The sequence below is a fragment of the Klebsiella sp. A-Nf5 genome, assembly GCF_002810545.1.
In the GTDB taxonomy this organism is placed as follows: domain Bacteria; phylum Pseudomonadota; class Gammaproteobacteria; order Enterobacterales; family Enterobacteriaceae; genus Klebsiella; species Klebsiella variicola.
Window position 1 is genome coordinate 285,832 of sequence record NZ_PIOG01000268.1, and the last position, 16,433, is coordinate 302,264.

The following is a 16,433-nucleotide window of genomic DNA, read 5'->3' on the forward strand; positions in this document are numbered from 1 at the left end:
TGCCTCAATATATGAGTGACTATAACATGCCTTTTAGTCTTCGGAATATCACCGCACTTCTGCGGTTGATAAACAGCAAATTGAGTAAGGCCAGGATGTCAAATACGCCAATCGAACTTAAAGGCAGTAGCTTCACGTTATCTGTCGTTCATTTGCACGATGCAAATCCCGAGGTTATTCGTCAGGCGTTAGAAGACAAAATCGCCCAGGCTCCCGCCTTTTTACGCCATGCTCCGGTGGTGGTGAATATCGCCAGCGTGGAGGAGGAGGTCGAATGGCGCGCCATTAACGAGGCCATCGCCGCGACCGGTTTACGCATTATGGGCGTCAGCGGATGCAAAATCCCGCGCCTGAAAACCGAAATCGATCGCGCCGGGATCCCGTTATTAACCGAAGGGAAAGAGAAAGCCCCTCGTCCGGCACCGTCCGAACCCACCCCTCCGCCGCCGCCAGTTGCTAACCAGATCACAAAAACGCGTTTGATTGATCAGCCGGTACGTTCCGGTCAGCGCATTTATGCGCCACACTGTGATCTTATTGTTACAAATCATGTGAGTGCCGGTGCGGAACTTATCGCTGACGGCAATATCCATGTATATGGCATGATGCGAGGACGCGCGCTGGCAGGCGCCGGTGGCGACAGAGACGCCCAGATATTTTGTACCCACCTTGCGGCGGAGCTGGTCTCCATCGCCGGGGAATATTGGCTGAGCGATAACATCCCGGCCGAATTTTATGGCAAAGCGGCACGCCTGCGTTTAGGTGAAAGCGCTTTGACAGTTCAACCGTTGAATTAATCCCTTTTTAACAAGGAATTTCTATGGCACGCATTATTGTTGTGACTTCGGGTAAAGGGGGCGTTGGCAAGACCACCTCCAGCGCGGCCATCGCTACAGGTTTGGCCCAGAAGGGAAAGAAAACCGTCGTTATCGACTTCGACATCGGCCTGCGTAACCTCGATCTGATTATGGGCTGCGAACGTCGCGTCGTTTATGATTTCGTCAACGTCATCCAGGGCGATGCCACGTTGAACCAGGCGCTGATCAAAGATAAGCGCACGGAAAATCTCTACATTCTCCCGGCCTCTCAGACCCGGGATAAAGACGCCCTGACCCGCGAAGGCGTCGACAAAGTTCTCGAAGAACTGAAGAAAATGGACTTCGATTTCATTGTCTGTGATTCACCGGCAGGTATCGAAACCGGTGCGCTGATGGCCCTCTACTTTGCTGATGAAGCCATTATCACCACCAACCCGGAAGTCTCCTCCGTTCGCGACTCCGACCGTATCCTTGGCATTCTCGCGTCGAAATCCCGTCGTGCGGAAAATGGCGAAGAGCCGATCAAAGAGCACTTACTGCTGACCCGCTACAATCCAGGCCGCGTCAATAAAGGCGATATGCTGAGCATGGAAGACGTGCTGGAAATTCTGCGCATTAATCTGGTGGGCGTGATCCCGGAAGACCAGTCAGTTCTGCGCGCATCCAACCAGGGTGAGCCCGTGATTCTGGATGCCGCGTCGGACGCAGGCAAAGCCTATGCCGATACCGTTGAACGTCTGCTCGGAGAAGAACGCCCTTTCCGCTTCATTGAAGAAGAGAAGAAAGGATTCCTCAAACGCCTGTTCGGAGGATAAATTATGGCTTTACTCGACTTTTTTCTCTCGCGAAAAAAGAACACGGCTAATATTGCGAAAGAACGCCTGCAAATCATCGTCGCCGAGCGTCGCCGCGGCGACGCGGAGCCGCACTACCTGCCGCAGTTGCGCAAAGATATTCTGGAAGTGATCTGTAAATACGTGCAGATCGACCCGGAGATGGTCAGCGTGCAGCTGGAGCAGCGGGATGGTGATATTTCGATTCTTGAGCTGAACGTGACCCTACCCGAAACGGAAGAGTCGAAACCCTGACCCTGTTGTTCCGCCCCGAAAAAAAACCGGCAACGCCCTGCGCCGCCGGTTTTTTATTGCCTGGAACTGGCCGTTCGTTAACGCGGATAGTCGTTTAACAGCGACTTCAGCCGCTCGGCCATCAGTTCGCCGCGCCAGCCGGAAATCAGCTCAGGCTCACCGGCTTGCGTTTTCAACTGCCAGTGCCAGTTCAGCAGCTGGTTGATCTGCCGACGCGAGGCCAGCAGTTCCGCGCTCACGCCCTTATCGGCACTCACTTCCTGCACCAGCGCTTTAATATCTTTAAAGGCTTTGCGGTAACCCGGCATGTCAATGAGGTTCTGCAGCGGCGCCGGCAGGGCCGATTCCGGCAGCGCCTGGGCTTTCTCGACCAGGCTAATCAACGTTTTGCCGTGGAAGCGAATTTCACTGCCGGACAACCCGAGGCTGTCGAGCTCGCCGAGGCTGGTGGGCATATAGCGCGCCACGCTCCACAGATGCTCTTCCCGCACCACAAAGTTCACCGCCAGGTCGCGCTCACGCGCTTTGCGCAGACGCCACTCTGCCAGCAGCTGCAGGCAGCCCAGCTGGCGGGTACGCAGCTGCCAGGCGTTGCCGATGTCGCGCCAGGCCTCGGCCGGGTCGACCACCTCCTGACGGCGCTGCTGCATCAGACGACATTCGTCCAGCGCCGCCGATAGCCAGCCTGCGCGGTCGGTCTCCGCCATTAATTGGCTGGCGATCGGCAACAGGTACCAGACGTCAGCTGCGGCGTATTCACACTGACGCTCGGTCAGCGGGCGCGCCAGCCAGTCGGTGCGGGATTCACTTTTATCCAGCGCCACTCCGGAATACTCTTCCACCATGGAGGCAAAGCCCCAGGACATCGGGCGGCCGCAGAACGCCGCCAGGATCTGGGTGTCGATCAGCGGCTGCGGCATCAGGTTGAACGCATTGAGGAAGACTTCTAAATCCTCGCTACCGGCATGCAGGTATTTAGTCACATCCTGGTTAAGCAGCAGCTCACGCATCGGCGCCCAGTCGCTAATCGTCAAGGGATCGATCAGAGAGACCTGAGTGCCGTCGAACAGCTGCAGCAGGCCCAGCTGCGGATAGTAGGTGCGAGTGCGGACAAATTCCGTATCCAGAGCAACGGTGGAGGCCGCGCTTGCCGCTTCGCAGACAGCGCGCAGGCCATCGTCGGTGGTGATCATCTGATAGTTCAAAGCATACTCTCTTAACTTGCGCCCATAAAAAACGCCGGCGTAGCCGGCGTCAGGCGACTCATTCGTTACTTAGCCTTTATTGTCCACTTTAGCGCGCGCTTCGTCACGCAGTTCTCGCCGCAAAATTTTCCCGACGTTGGATTTCGGCAGTTCGTCACGGAATTCCACCAGCTTCGGCACTTTGTAGCCGGTGAGATGGCGGCGGCAGAACGTAATCAGCGCTTCTTCGGTTAACGCGGCATCTTTCTTGACCACGAAAATCTTCACCGCTTCACCGCTGCTGCCGGACGGCACGCCGATGGCCGCCACTTCGAGGACGCCGCTGTGCTGCATGACCACATCTTCGATTTCATTCGGATAGACGTTAAATCCCGACACCAGGATCATATCTTTTTTCCGGTCAACGATACGCAGGAATCCCTCGTCATCCATCACCGCGATATCCCCGGTGTGCAACCAGCCGTCTTTGATAATCTCATCCGTCGCGTCAGGACGCTGCCAGTAGCCCAGCATCACCTGCGGCCCCTTGATACAGAGCTCGCCCGGCTGACCCGGCGCCACTTCGTTATCGTCGTCGTCCACCAGTTTGGCTTCAGTGGAAGGCACCGGCAGGCCAATGCTGCCGCTGTGGTAGTCGATGTCGTGCGGGTTGACGCTGACCAGCGGCGAACACTCGGTCAGGCCGTAGCCCTCCAGCAGATATTGTCCGGTCAGTTTTACCCAGCGCTCGGCCACCGCCTGCTGCACCGGCATCCCACCGCCGGCGGACAGGTGCAGCGAGGAGAAATCAAGCTGCTGAAACTCTTTGTTGTTCAGCAAGGCGTTGAACAGGGTATTGACCCCGGTCATGGCGGTAAAGGGGTATTTCGCCAGCTCTTTCACCAGCCCGGGAATGTCGCGTGGGTTGGTGATCAGCAAATTTTGCCCGCCCAGTTCGATAAACAGCAGGCAGTTCATGGTCAGGGCGAAAATGTGATACAGCGGCAGCGCGGTCACCACGAACTCTTTGCCGCGATGCAGCAGCGGGCCGTAGGTGGCATTGACCTGCTCGAGGTTAGCCAGCATGTTGCGGTGGGTCAGCATCGCCCCTTTGGCCACGCCGGTGGTGCCCCCGGTGTACTGCAGAAACGCCAGATCTTCTGGAACGATCTCCGGCTTCACGTACTGCATGCGGTAGCCATGCTGCAGCGCGCTGCGAAACGAGATGGCATCCGGCAGGTGGTACTTCGGCACCAGGCGCTTGATGTACTTGACCACAAAGTTCACCAGCGTGCCTTTGGCGGTGGAGAGCTGGTCGCCCATTCGCGTCAGGATCACGTGCTTAACCTGAGTTTTCGCCACCACTTTTTCCAGGGTATGGGCAAAGTTGGAGACGATGACGATCGCCGCCGCGCCGCTGTCGTTGAGCTGATGCTCCAGTTCACGCGGGGTATACAAGGGGTTGACGTTGACCACGATCATCCCGGCGCGCAGGATGCCAAACAGGGCCACCGGATACTGCAGCAGGTTAGGCATCATCAGGGCCACGCGATCGCCCTTCTGTAATCCTAACCCCTCCTGAAGGTAAGCGGCGAAGGCGCGACTACGCTCTTCCAGCTTACGGTAGGTCATCACTTCACCCATATTGATAAACGCCGGTTGGTCGGCGTAGCGGGTGGTGCCATGTTCAAACAATTCAACCAGGGATTGATAGCGGTCAGGGTTTATCTCCGCAGGAACATCTGCGGGATAACGGTTTAGCCAAACCTTTTTCACTGCATCACCTCTGAAATAGTTATTCGTCGTCATCACAGCCCCTGGTAAATACATTTTGTTAACATTATATTAACTCAGCGTACCAGTTTATTAATTAGGCAATGAGCAGGTTGCGAAGCGCGTCACTATTTTTTTTCTTATTCGACTGAAAACAAAGAAACAGCGGACCGGCCGCTGTTTCTTTGAACTAACATAAACAACAAAATCATTCAGTTACGACGTTTCTCACCTCAGCAGGGCCGGGGTTGTACCAGCCCCAGCCGCCATAGCCGTAACCCCAGGGGCGTGGACCCAGCATCCACGGATCGATGGGCTGCGGCGGCATCACCACCTGCTGCACCACGTTCCAGCGTTTGTAGCCGATGGCGTTCATCAGCATAAATTTGTACGGCGTGCTGCCCACTTTGCCGTCGACCACGCCGGCAATCGGCCCGACCACGGTCACCAGCTGGCCGCGGTAGTCGACCGGATCGAGGAAGCCGTTAACGTCGGCATAGATCCGCCCACGAGACGGTTCGCCCAGCACAGGCCGTGCGCCGCTGTCCAGCGGTACGGTGGCGATTTCTAAGCGGGTTTTACCCTGCTGGTTCTGCACATTGACCACTTTGCCGCCAAAGCGTGCTTCCTGGCCAACGTACAGCTGCGGCGCGTTCATCACCCGCACTAAATCCTGCTGCGGCGTAGGGCTGGTGCCTTTGATGGCATCCGGCACTGACACGCAGCCGCTTAGCGCAACGGCAACCGCCGCGGCTAACAGCCAGCGAACGCCCTGTTTTTGACCCGCCATGATGCGACTCCTTTTCTCAGTCTTCTTGTTACTGAGATTCACTCGCGGCCTGGAAGTTTCTTCCACGCCACCTCGTTTCGCAAATAAACCGGCTCCGCTTTCTCCACGGCCACGGTTTTCCCCGCCGCCAGCAGGTAACAGGCTAACGGCAGCATATCCTCCGCCGCCGGCAGTTCAATTTCGCCGCTGCTTAAGGTCAGTCCGCTCGCTTTCGCCAGATCCGGCCACGCCTGCCAGCCGGTGCCGACGGTGGCCCATTCGCCGGAAAGCTGTGCCAGCCGTTCGGCTACCGCTTCCGGTTTGAGCACCGCTTCCGTCTCTTCGCCATGCCAGACGCCCTGCTCGTCGCGCTGGTACTCGGCCCAGTAGACTTCGCCCATTCGCGCGTCAATGGCCGCCAGCACGCGGGTGGCGCCGGTTTTGCGCCAGGCGCCCTGCGCCATGGTGGCCAGCGTGGAAACGCCGATCATTGGCAGCTCAGCGCCCAGTGCCAGCCCCTGAGCGATACCGATCCCGATGCGCACGCCGGTAAAGCTACCCGGACCGCGGCCAAAGGCCAGCGCGTCCAGCTCGGTCAGCGTGGCGCCGCTCTCGGTGAGGACCTCCTGCACCAGCGGCAGGATACGTTGGGTATGTTCGCGGGGACAAATTTCGAAATGAGCACTAAGGGTGCCATCATTCCACAGCGCCGCGGAGCAGGCCTCTGTGGCGGTATCGATAGCCAAAATTCGCATGGGTGGTCACGCTCTCGTTACATAGTTCAGGCCTTCAGGCAGCCAGTTTTCCGGCAAACGGCCAACCCGCCGCCATGCCGCCCGAAGTCTATTGGGAACCGCTAATTAACAAAATGGCGCGCAGCTTAACACATTTTAGTGCGGATTACCTTGCCGGCGGCACGGCGAGGAAGCGCACCGCCCGGCGGATATCGCGGGTCCGCGGCGCAGGAGGCAAGCTGGCCAGGAACACCGCGCCGTAGGGGCGCATCACCAGTCGGTTGTCACAGATCACCAGCACCCCGCGATCGTCGATATCGCGGATCAGGCGTCCCACCCCCTGTTTGAGGGTGATGACGGCTTCCGGCAACTGCACTTCATCGAACGGATCGCCGCCGCGCAGCCGGCAATCTTCCATGCGCGCTTTTAGCAGCGGGTCGTCCGGCGAAGTAAACGGCAGCTTATCGATGATCACCAGCGACAGCGCATCGCCGCGCACGTCGACCCCTTCCCAGAAGCTGCTGGTGGCCACCAGCAGGGCGTTGCCGGCGCTGACAAACTGCTGCAACAGCTGGCCTTTGCTGGTCTCCCCCTGCAGCAGCACCGGTAGCGTCATGGTGGCACGGAACTGCTCCGCCAGATCGCGCATCATGGCGTGCGAGGTACACAGCATAAAGCAGCGACCGTCGTTGGCCTCGATCAGCGGCTTGAGCATCGCCGCCAGGTGGCGCGCCGCGCCAGGCTGATTCGGCAGTGGCAGATTGCGCGGCACGCAGAGCAGCGCCTGATGTTGATAATCAAAGGGGCTCGGCAGCAGCAGGGACTGCGCCTCGTCGATCCCCAGCCGGGCGGTGAAGTGGTGTAGATCGTCGTTCACTGACAGCGTCGCTGAGGTAAAGATCCAACTCCCCGACTTCTGCGCCATCACCTCTTTAAACTTCTCGGCCACGGTCAACGGCGTCAGGGCGAGAGTAAAGTGGCGCGAGGTGCACTCATACCAGTAGCTGTAGCCCGGCTGGTTAATCTCTTTCAGCCGCTTTAAGCGCCCGCGATAGAGGGTAGCGCGCTCAAAAGCGGCGTCGAGCAGCGCCGAACGACCCAGCGAAAGTTTGGCGACGTCATAGCATAGCTCGAGCGCGTCATCGAGCAGCAGCAGCGCGCGCTGAATGTGGCTATCCGCCAGCAGTTCGCGCAGGTTGCCGCGATAGCCGGGATCCCCCAGTTGCAGGCGGAAATCCTGCGCGCTTTGCGCCAGGCGGTCGGCGCATTTTTGCAACTGCTGGGTGTCTTTCAGTTCGGTGCGGTAGGCAATGGTGATGTCTTTCGCCAGATCCAGCAGCTGGCGGCTGGAGAGCGACTGACCAAAGTACTGACTGGCAATATCCGGCAGCTGATGGGCTTCATCGAAGATCATCACTTCCGCCTCGGGGATCAGCTCGGCAAAGCCGCTCTCTTTGACCACCATATCGGCAAGAAACAGATGATGGTTGACCACCACCACGTCGGCGTCCATCGCTTTTTTACGCGCCTTCACCACGAAGCAATCTTTATACAGTGGGCAGTCGCTCCCGAGACAGTTATCGTTGGTGCTGGTGACCAGCGGCCAGGCCTGGGAGTCTTCCGCCACGCTGGCGCAGGTGCTGATATCGCCATCCTGGGTTTGGTTCGACCATGAGCGCAGGAGGATCACATCGCTGAGGGTTTGTACCGGCAGATCGCCGCCCGCCAGCGCCTGCTGCTCAAGACGTTCGAGGCACAGGTAGTTGGAGCGCCCTTTGAGCAGCGCCAGTTTACCGGTGAATTTGAGCGCTTTGGCGACGGTGGGCAGATCGCGGCTGTAGAGCTGATCCTGCAGCGCTTTCGAGCCGGTGGAGATAATCACCTTTTTTTTCGCCCGCAGCGCAGGCGCCAGGTAAGCGTAGGTTTTACCGGTTCCGGTCCCCGCTTCCACCACCAGCGGTCGGGAGGCCTCAATCGCTTCGCTAACGGCTATCGCCATCTGGCGCTGCGGCTCGCGCGGCTTAAATCCCGGTATGGCTTTGGCTAGCTGGCCGTCTGCTGCAAAATCGTCGATCACATTGCCCCCTGGTTATTTGGACAGTGATTATGTCAGGGAGGACGGCGTTTCGCCAGTCCGGGTAGTGACGCGAGCGGAACATTATGGCAGTCTTGCCGCAGCCGAATGGAATGCTCACAGAGGAAAAAGACATGACAATTACGCGTATTGATGCCGAAGCCCGTTGGTCAGACGTGGTGATCCACAACCAGACCCTGTACTACACCGGCGTGCCGACAAATCTCGATGCCGACGCCTTCGAGCAGACCGCCAACACCCTGGCGCAGATTGACGCGGTGCTGGAAAAACAGGGCAGCGACAAGTCGCGTATTCTTGACGCCACCCTCTTCCTCGCCGATAAAAGCGACTTTGCGGCAATGAACAAAGCCTGGGACGCATGGGTGGTGGCTGGTCATGCCCCGGTGCGCTGCACAGTGGAAGCGACGCTAATGAACCCGCAGTATAAAGTTGAGATCAAAATTATCGCCGCGGTGTAATTAATCGTCCTCATCTTCGTCTTGATCTTCATCTTCAAAGCGCGCTACGATCCGCTCGCCGGTATGATTAGCGCGCAGCTCTTCCGCCACCAGGGCAATCGCCTGGCCGCTGCTCATCCCCTGGGCCATTAGCTCATGGATACGTTCGACCGCTTTTTGCTGTTGCTCGTGGCTCAGCGAAGGTAAACCTGCAAACATCTTTTACTCCTGCTACATTGTGGGGCGTAATTATTTCACGCCGTCCCCGCCTACGCCAGAGGGATGGCAACGTTCAGGATCGAGAAAGATGTTGTCCCCCGCGATTATTACCCTGCCCTGGCGCCCGGATGCGGCCGAACACTATTTTGCGCCGTTAAGCGCCCTGCCCTGGGCGATGCTGCTGCATTCCGGCTTTGCCGACCATCCCCATAACCGCTTTGATATCCTGGTGGCTGCCCCGCGCGCCACGCTGTTGACGCGCGGTGAACAGACGTGGGTCGATGACGGCGAAACCGTTTTGGTCTCCGCGGAAGATCCGCTGCAACTGCTTCAACAGCAGCTGGATCGTCAGCCTTTCACGCCACAGCCCGATGACGATCTGCCGTTTCTTGGCGGCGCACTGGGGCTATTCGGATACGATCTGGGCCGTCGCTTTGAGCGACTTCCGGACTATGCGCAGGCCGATATCGCGCTGCCGGATATGGCGGTGGGGATTTATGACTGGGCGCTGATTGTCGACCATCAGCGCCAGCAAATTTCGCTGCTCAGCTATGACGATCCGCAGCAGCGCCTGCAGTGGCTGCTGGCGCAATCACGTCCGGCGAGGGAACCCTTCACCCTGACCTCTGCCTGGCAGTCAAATATGAGCCGCCAGCAGTACGGCGAGAAATTTCGCCAGGTGCAGGCGTATCTGCACAGCGGCGACTGCTATCAGGTCAACCTCGCCCAGCGTTTTCAGGCCAACTATGTCGGTGATGAATGGCAGGCCTTCCGCCAGCTGAACGTTGCCAACCGCGCGCCCTTTAGCGCCTTTATTCGCCTTGAGGAAGGGGCGATTTTAAGCCTGTCGCCGGAGCGCTTTATTCAGCTGCGCCAGGGGGCGATCCAGACGCGCCCGATAAAAGGTACCCTGCCGCGGCTCGATTCGCCGCAGGAAGATGCGCGGCAGGCTGAGAAGCTGGCGAATTCGCCTAAAGACCGCGCCGAGAATTTAATGATTGTCGACCTGATGCGCAACGACATCGGCCGCGTCGCCGTGCCGGGCAGCGTGCGGGTACCCGAGCTGTTCGTGGTGGAGCCGTTCCCGGCGGTCCATCATCTGGTCAGCACCATCACCGCCCGCTTACCGGCGACGCTGCATGCCAGCGATCTGCTGCGCGCCGCCTTCCCCGGGGGGTCTATCACTGGCGCCCCGAAGGTCCGGGCGATGGAGATTATTGATGAACTGGAACCTCAGCGACGTAACGCCTGGTGCGGGAGCATCGGCTACCTGAGCTATTGCGGCAATATGGATACCAGCATCACCATTCGCACCCTGACGGCCTGGCAGGGGCAGCTGTATTGCTCCGCCGGGGGCGGTATCGTCGCGGACAGCGAGGAAGATGCGGAATATCAGGAAACTTTTGATAAAGTTAATCGTATCCTGCACCAACTGGAGAACTAGACCATGGCGGACCACGCCCTCAATCTGGATGATTTTCTGTCCCGCTTCCAGCTGCTGCGCCCCCAGCCTTCGCGCCATGCGCTCAATCAGCGGCAGGCGGCGGTGCTGGTGCCGATCGTGCGCCGCCCGCAGCCCGGCCTGCTGCTGACCCAGCGTTCGCCGCTGCTGCGCAAGCACGCCGGTCAGGTCGCCTTTCCCGGCGGCGCGGTAGATAATACCGATGCGACGCTTATCGCTGCTGCTCTGCGCGAAGCCCAGGAAGAGGTCGCGATCCCGCCGGAAGCCGTCGAGGTGATCGGCGTTCTGCCGCCGGTGGACAGCGTCACCGGTTTTCAGGTGACGCCGGTGGTGGGTATTATCCCCCCCAATCTGCACTATCATGCCAGCCAGGACGAAGTCTCCGCGGTATTTGAAATGCCGCTCGCCGAAGCCCTGCGTCTGGGGCGCTACCATCCGCTCGACATCCACCGTCGGGGTAACGACCACCGCGTCTGGCTCTCCTGGTACCAGCATTATTTTGTCTGGGGAATGACCGCCGGGATCATTCGCGAACTGGCGCTGCAAATTGGCGCTCGACCTTAGCTATACTGTTTATGAGAGAGCGCTCTCACTATTAGTAAAATCGCGGTTATCCATTAGTTTAATTCATGTGAATAGTTCAACTGGCAGCGCGCTTCCCTCTTACACTATGCGCAGTTATTACATCGTTACCGCACCCGCGGTAACCCTGTCAGGAGTATTATCGTGATTAGTCTATTCGACATGTTCAAGGTGGGGATTGGTCCCTCATCTTCCCACACTGTTGGCCCGATGAAGGCCGGTAAACAGTTCGTCGATGACCTGGTCGAAAAAGGATTGCTTAATGCGGTGACCCGTGTGGCGGTTGACGTCTACGGTTCACTGTCATTAACCGGCAAAGGCCACCATACGGACATCGCTATTATCATGGGACTGGCGGGCAATCAGCCCGATACGGTCGATATTGACGCGATCCCGGCATTTATCCGTGACGTCGAGGCGCGCGGCCGACTGCTGCTGGCCAACGGGCAGCACGAAGTCGACTTCCCGGCCGATGACGGCATGCGTTTTCGCAGTGACAATCTGCCGCTGCACGAAAACGGCATGACCATTCATGCCTGGGCCGGCGAGAAAGAGATCTACAGCAAAACGTACTACTCGATTGGCGGCGGCTTTATCGTCGACGAAGAGCACTTCGGCAAAGAAGACGCCAACGAATTGCAGGTTCCCTACCCGTTTAAATCGGCGCAGGAAATGCTGGCGTACTGTAAAGAGACCGGCCTGTCGCTCTCCGGCATGGTGATGCAGAACGAACTGGCGCTGCACAGCAAAAAAGAGATCGAGGACTATTTCGCCAACGTCTGGCAGACCATGCGCGCCTGTATCGACCGCGGGATGAACACCGAGGGCGTGCTGCCGGGTCCGCTTCGCGTGCCGCGTCGCGCCTCGGCGCTACGTCGTCTGCTGGTGGCCAGCGATAAGCTCTCCAGCGATCCAATGAACGTCGTTGACTGGGTCAATATGTTCGCGCTGGCGGTCAATGAAGAAAATGCCGCCGGTGGCCGCGTAGTGACCGCGCCGACCAACGGCGCCTGCGGCATCGTTCCGGCCGTACTCGCCTATTACGATCACTTTATCGAGTCCGTCAGCCCGGAGATCTATATTCGCTACTTTATGGCCTGCGGAGCGATCGGCGCGCTGTACAAGATGAATGCGTCCATTTCCGGCGCGGAAGTCGGTTGTCAGGGTGAAGTGGGCGTTGCCTGCTCGATGGCGGCGGCAGGTCTGGCTGAACTGCTGGGCGCCAGCCCGGAACAGGTTTGCGTGGCGGCGGAGATCGGCATGGAACACAACCTCGGCCTGACCTGCGACCCGGTCGCTGGCCAGGTGCAAGTGCCATGCATTGAACGTAACGCCATCGCCTCTGTCAAGGCGATCAATGCCGCGCGAATGGCGATGCGCCGTACCAGCGAACCGCGCGTCTCGCTCGACAAAGTGATCGAGACCATGTACGAAACCGGCAAAGACATGAACGCCAAGTATCGCGAAACCTCCCGCGGCGGCCTGGCGATTAAAGTTCAGTGTGACTAAACTGTTCGCCTTCCCCTGCGCCCGCAAAACGCGCAGGGGGATAACATGGGTTACTGAAAGCTCCCTGATGCGCCTTCACCGGCGCATTTTCTTTTTTCTATACCTGGCGATATTCTGCCACTACAATTGCTCTATTAAATAAGCCACGCTTAACCACTCGTCCTGTCGACAGGGTGTCGCACATGCAGACTGCACAAAAAGTCATTACGGCCTATCGTCGCAAACGCATTATTGTCTGCCTGCTGGTAGCCTTGCTAACCCTGGGTACCACCTTAGCTATCCGATTTATTTCGCAGCGTAGCGTAAATGAAGAGTATATTCGTACTGCCGCCAGCCAGCGGGTCACCGCGCTGAATAATATCCTGCGTCCGCTAAGCGCAGAGCGGGCGACGCTACTCTCCCTGGTCGACAAACCCTGCATGGATATTCATCTCACGCTGCGCAAAATGGCGGCCTCGCTGCAGACGGTCCGCTCCGTCGCGCTGGTGGCGTCAGGGATGATCTACTGTTCCAGTATCTTTGGGCAACGGCAGGCGGATCTGCACCAGCTGCAGCCCGCTCTTCCGGCTCACCACCCCTTACTGCTCTTTTCTACCGACAACTCATTGCTCAAAGGCACACCGGTGCTGATCCAGTGGTATCCAGCCTCGGAAAGCGGCCTCGACGGCGTGATGTTAATTGTCAATATCGAGCTGCTGGGAACCTTAATTCTCAAGGAAAAATCGCCCCTGATCAGCGACGTCAGCCTGCAGGTTGGCGACCATTATTTTATCAGCGGGCTCGGCCTGATTGACAAAGCGCACGCCCCGCAGGCGTCGGTGATTTATCGCCAGCGCTCCACAGAATTTCCCTTTACCATCAACATTAACGGTCCGGGCGCCTCGACTATCGCGCTGGAGGAGCTGCCTGGTGAGCTGCCGCTGGCCCTTATCTTCAGCCTGTTGATGACCGGCATCACCTGGCTGGCCACCGCCGGCAGAATGAGTTTCTCGCGAGAGATAAGTCTCGGCATCTCTGCCCGGGAGTTTACGCTCTGGTGCCAGCCGCTGCAGGATGCGCGCAGCGGACGCTGCTGCGGGGTGGAGATCCTGCTGCGCTGGAACAACCCTCGCCGCGGGGCGATTTCGCCAGAAGTGTTTATTCCCATCGCCGAAGGGGACAATCTGATCATTCCCCTCACCCGCTACGTGATTGCCGAAACCGCCCGCCGCCTGGACGCTTTCCCCAGCGACCGCCATTTTCATATTGCGATTAATGTCGCCGCCCGTCACTTTGCCAATGGTTTACTGCTCCGCGACCTGCACAATTACTGGTTTAGCGTCAACCCGGTACAGCAGCTGGTGGTCGAGCTCACCGAGCGCGATGTCCTGCAGGATGGCGACCAGCACATGGCTGAACATCTGCACTTCAAAGGGGTCCAGCTGGCGATAGATGATTTTGGCACCGGTAACAGCTCACTCTCGTGGCTGGAAAAACTGCGTCCGGACGTGCTGAAGATTGACCGCTCGTTTACCAGTTCCGTCGGGATAGACAGCGTCAATGCCACGGTGACGGATATTATTATTGCCCTCGCCGATCGTCTGAATATCGTTACCGTTGCCGAAGGGGTGGAGACGCTGGAGCAGGAAAGCTACCTCAGAGGCCACGGCGTCGATGTACTGCAGGGATTTTATTACGCCCGGCCGATGCCGGTTGAGGCGTTTCCGGCGTGGCTGGCAGACAGAGAGGGACAGAAAACCGAGTGGGCAGAATAGCTCGCCGGCCCCAGGGGCCGGCGAGCAGGGCAATTACTCTTCTTCGTCGCTCAGTGGACGAGTGACCACCGCGCGGACCAGGTCGACCCGGTAATCATTCGCTTCCACCACGGTAAACTGCAGCGGCGGTAGCGACACGGTGTCGCCAATACGCGGGATATGGCCATTGACGGCGATCACCAACCCGGCCACCGTGGCAATATCCTCATCTTCATTGACCAGCGCATCCAGTCCAAGCGCCTGCTGCAGCGCATGCAGGTCGGTCGACCCTTTGATCAACCAGCCATCGCCGTCAATGACGATCTCCGGCGTCTCATCGGCATCCGGGAATTCACCGGCGATGGCTTCAAGGACGTCCAGCGGCGTCACCAGTCCCTGCACCATGCCAAACTCGTTGGTCACGATGACAAAGCTGCCGCGCGCACGGCGCAGAACCCCGAGCAGATTGATCGGGTCCAGCGTTTCCGGGACGACAATTGCCGGAGAGGCTGAGGCCAACGCCGCAATGTTCTCACCCGCCTCCAGGGCCACCAGCAACTCTTTCGCCCGCACGATACCGATGATTTCATCCAGTTCTCCGCGGCAGACCGGAAACAGGCTGTGCGGCGACGAGAGCAGCTGACGACGAATTTCATCGTCACTCTGTTCGGCGTCAACCCAGCTGATTTCTCCGCGCGGGGTCATAATACCGCGCAGAGAGCGCTGGGCCAGCGTCAGCACGCCGTTAATCATGTAACGCTCTTCTTCGGCAAACGCCCCTTCCGGAACCGGTATGGCTGCCGGGCTGTCGGCGTCATGGCTAGCAGAGGCTTGTTTCCGGCCCCCCATCAGACGCAGGATCGCATCCGCGGTACGGGCACGCAGCGGCAGCGTCGACTGATGTCGGACAAAGTTGCGCCGCGCCACCTGGTTAAAGAACTCGATGATGATCGAGAAACCGATCGCAGCGTACAGATACCCTTTCGGAATATGGAAGCCAAACCCTTCCGCCACCAGGCTCAGGCCGATCATCAACAGGAAGCTCAGACAGAGCACCACCACCGTCGGGTGCTGGTTGACAAAGCGCGTCAACGGCTTCGACGCCAGCAGCATCATGATCATGGCGATCACCACCGCCGCCATCATCACCGGCAGATGGTTAACCATCCCGACAGCCGTGATCACCGCATCCAGAGAGAAGACGGCGTCCAACACCACGATCTGCAGTACCACCACCCAGAAACTGGCATACCCTTTACCGTGACCGGCATCGTGCTGGCGGTTTTCCAGCCGCTCATGCAGTTCGGTCGTCGCCTTAAACAGCAAGAAGATCCCGCCGAGCAGCATGATGAGGTCGCGCCCGGAAAAGGAGAAATCGGCGATGGTAATCAGCGGCTTCGTCAGGGTCACCATCCAGGAGATCACCGACAGCAGCCCCAGGCGCATCACCAGCGCCAGCGACAGGCCGATCAGTCGGGCTTTATCGCGCTGCTTCGGCGGCAGTTTATCCGCCAGGATGGCAATGAACACCAGGTTGTCGATACCGAGCACAATCTCCAGAACGATAAGCGTCAACAGGCCGGCCCAGATTGAGGGATCCATTAACAATTCCATGTACGACTCCGGTTAGCGGCAAGCTGAGTCATCGCCATGTCATGCATGGGCGCGACAATAGGTGCTGAGAGAAAAGCGTGATGCGTGGAGGTGGCAACCAGGTGCCAGAAAGTGAAAAGACGTCGATGACGGTCCATACTGCGGGCTATGCCCTATACTCCTGAGTAATTAAACGGAAGTTAAACATAGCAAAATATAGATCGAAATTGGAAAAAATTTACCTGAATTTGCAATAACTAAGGCTATTTTTTGCGCTGCAAAATTATTACCAGGCGATGCCTGATTAACGGATCTTCATCACATTAATTATTTTTTCACTGTCTAAAATAATTCGCGGTAGTAACTATTTTCTATCTTACACCCTAACTGAATCGATTTTGTCCTCAAGAGTGATTCAGGATGTATCAAAGCAGATG

15 protein-coding genes are annotated in these 16,433 nt (G+C 58.2%); 8 read left to right on the forward strand and 7 right to left on the reverse strand.

Annotated features, from left to right (window positions below; translation table 11 throughout):
- The first annotated feature begins 95 nt into the window (after positions 1–95).
- From minC to minE, 3 genes are read left to right on the forward strand one after another with little or no spacing between them, the layout of a single operon-like run.
- A complete protein-coding gene (gene minC, locus CWM53_RS26495) occupies positions 96–797 on the forward strand; it encodes a septum site-determining protein MinC (RefSeq protein WP_008804301.1) in 702 nt (233 codons plus the stop codon).
- Between the two features lie 23 nt (positions 798–820).
- Positions 821–1,633, forward strand: coding sequence for a septum site-determining protein MinD (minD, locus tag CWM53_RS26500; protein ID WP_008804300.1), 813 nt, complete (start codon positions 821–823; stop codon positions 1,631–1,633).
- A gap of 3 nt (positions 1,634–1,636) precedes the next feature.
- Positions 1,637–1,906 (forward strand): cell division topological specificity factor MinE, encoded by a 270-nt coding sequence (gene minE, locus CWM53_RS26505; protein ID WP_004103270.1) that lies wholly within the window; start codon positions 1,637–1,639, stop codon positions 1,904–1,906.
- 77 nt (positions 1,907–1,983) lie between these two features.
- Here the strand turns inward: minE and rnd are convergent, their stop codons facing one another.
- The 5 genes from rnd to CWM53_RS26530 all read right to left on the reverse strand — a co-directional run bounded on the left by rnd (position 1,984) and on the right by CWM53_RS26530 (position 8,443).
- Complete coding sequence (gene rnd, locus CWM53_RS26510) at positions 1,984–3,099, reverse strand: ribonuclease D (protein ID WP_162678272.1); 1,116 nt, start codon at positions 3,097–3,099, stop codon at positions 1,984–1,986.
- 81 nt (positions 3,100–3,180) lie between these two features.
- A complete protein-coding gene (gene fadD, locus CWM53_RS26515; RefSeq protein WP_074386165.1) occupies positions 3,181–4,866 on the reverse strand; it encodes a long-chain-fatty-acid--CoA ligase FadD in 1,686 nt (561 codons plus the stop codon).
- A 205-nt stretch (positions 4,867–5,071) separates the two neighbouring features.
- Complete coding sequence (locus CWM53_RS26520) at positions 5,072–5,653, reverse strand: Slp family lipoprotein (RefSeq protein ID WP_008804297.1); 582 nt, start codon at positions 5,651–5,653, stop codon at positions 5,072–5,074.
- Between the two features lie 38 nt (positions 5,654–5,691).
- Positions 5,692–6,387, reverse strand: coding sequence for a tRNA (adenosine(37)-N6)-threonylcarbamoyltransferase complex dimerization subunit type 1 TsaB (gene tsaB / locus CWM53_RS26525; protein ID WP_008804296.1), 696 nt, complete (start codon positions 6,385–6,387; stop codon positions 5,692–5,694).
- A gap of 145 nt (positions 6,388–6,532) precedes the next feature.
- A complete protein-coding gene (locus CWM53_RS26530) occupies positions 6,533–8,443 on the reverse strand; it encodes an ATP-dependent DNA helicase (protein ID WP_061154139.1) in 1,911 nt (636 codons plus the stop codon).
- Between the two features lie 131 nt (positions 8,444–8,574).
- Here CWM53_RS26530 and CWM53_RS26535 point away from each other — a divergent pair, with 131 nt between their 5' ends.
- Positions 8,575–8,919: a RidA family protein gene (locus tag CWM53_RS26535; protein WP_061156348.1), complete on the forward strand. Its 345-nt coding sequence runs from the start codon at positions 8,575–8,577 to the stop codon at positions 8,917–8,919.
- On the opposite strand, the gene CWM53_RS26540 is transcribed toward CWM53_RS26535, so the two are convergent.
- Positions 8,920–9,117, reverse strand: a complete 198-nt coding sequence (locus CWM53_RS26540) for a YoaH family protein (protein WP_074385474.1) — start codon at positions 9,115–9,117, stop codon at positions 8,920–8,922.
- A gap of 88 nt (positions 9,118–9,205) precedes the next feature.
- Here CWM53_RS26540 and pabB point away from each other — a divergent pair, with 88 nt between their 5' ends.
- The 4 genes from pabB (at position 9,206) to CWM53_RS26560 (ending at position 14,424) form a co-directional block, all read left to right on the forward strand.
- Complete coding sequence (pabB, locus tag CWM53_RS26545; protein ID WP_074385473.1) at positions 9,206–10,561, forward strand: aminodeoxychorismate synthase component 1; 1,356 nt, start codon at positions 9,206–9,208, stop codon at positions 10,559–10,561.
- A 3-nt stretch (positions 10,562–10,564) separates the two neighbouring features.
- Positions 10,565–11,143 carry a CoA pyrophosphatase gene (locus CWM53_RS26550; protein ID WP_008804292.1) on the forward strand — a complete coding sequence of 193 codons (579 nt, stop codon included), beginning with the start codon at positions 10,565–10,567 and terminating at the stop codon, positions 11,141–11,143.
- Positions 11,144–11,305: 162 nt separating this feature from the next.
- Positions 11,306–12,670 carry an L-serine ammonia-lyase gene (sdaA, locus tag CWM53_RS26555; RefSeq protein ID WP_061154131.1) on the forward strand — a complete coding sequence of 455 codons (1,365 nt, stop codon included), beginning with the start codon at positions 11,306–11,308 and terminating at the stop codon, positions 12,668–12,670.
- Positions 12,671–12,852: 182 nt separating this feature from the next.
- Positions 12,853–14,424, forward strand: a complete 1,572-nt coding sequence (locus tag CWM53_RS26560) for an EAL domain-containing protein (protein WP_074385472.1) — start codon at positions 12,853–12,855, stop codon at positions 14,422–14,424.
- A gap of 33 nt (positions 14,425–14,457) precedes the next feature.
- On the opposite strand, the gene yoaE is transcribed toward CWM53_RS26560, so the two are convergent.
- Positions 14,458–16,017 (reverse strand): CNNM family cation transport protein YoaE, encoded by a 1,560-nt coding sequence (gene yoaE / locus CWM53_RS26565; RefSeq protein ID WP_061154129.1) that lies wholly within the window; start codon positions 16,015–16,017, stop codon positions 14,458–14,460.
- Between the last annotated feature and the right edge of the window lie 416 nt (positions 16,018–16,433).

Excerpts from the sequence above, each read along its gene's own strand:
- minE (WP_004103270.1), top strand. The coding sequence starts at position 1,637 with ATGGCTTTACTCGACTTTTTTCTCTCGCGAAAAAAGAACACGGCTAAT.
- minD (WP_008804300.1), top strand. The coding sequence starts at position 821 with ATGGCACGCATTATTGTTGTGACTTCGGGTAAAGGGGGCGTTGGCAAG.
- pabB (WP_074385473.1), top strand. The coding sequence starts at position 9,206 with ATGTTGTCCCCCGCGATTATTACCCTGCCCTGGCGCCCGGATGCGGCC.
- yoaE (WP_061154129.1), bottom strand. The coding sequence starts at position 16,017 with ATGGAATTGTTAATGGATCCCTCAATCTGGGCCGGCCTGTTGACGCTT.
- CWM53_RS26560 (WP_074385472.1), top strand. The coding sequence starts at position 12,853 with ATGCAGACTGCACAAAAAGTCATTACGGCCTATCGTCGCAAACGCATT.
- CWM53_RS26550 (WP_008804292.1), top strand. The coding sequence starts at position 10,565 with ATGGCGGACCACGCCCTCAATCTGGATGATTTTCTGTCCCGCTTCCAG.
- CWM53_RS26540 (WP_074385474.1), bottom strand. The coding sequence starts at position 9,117 with ATGTTTGCAGGTTTACCTTCGCTGAGCCACGAGCAACAGCAAAAAGCG.
- CWM53_RS26520 (WP_008804297.1), bottom strand. The coding sequence starts at position 5,653 with ATGGCGGGTCAAAAACAGGGCGTTCGCTGGCTGTTAGCCGCGGCGGTT.
- rnd (WP_162678272.1), bottom strand. The coding sequence starts at position 3,099 with ATGATCACCACCGACGATGGCCTGCGCGCTGTCTGCGAAGCGGCAAGC.
- minC (WP_008804301.1), top strand. The coding sequence starts at position 96 with ATGTCAAATACGCCAATCGAACTTAAAGGCAGTAGCTTCACGTTATCT.
- tsaB (WP_008804296.1), bottom strand. The coding sequence starts at position 6,387 with ATGCGAATTTTGGCTATCGATACCGCCACAGAGGCCTGCTCCGCGGCG.
- CWM53_RS26535 (WP_061156348.1), top strand. The coding sequence starts at position 8,575 with ATGACAATTACGCGTATTGATGCCGAAGCCCGTTGGTCAGACGTGGTG.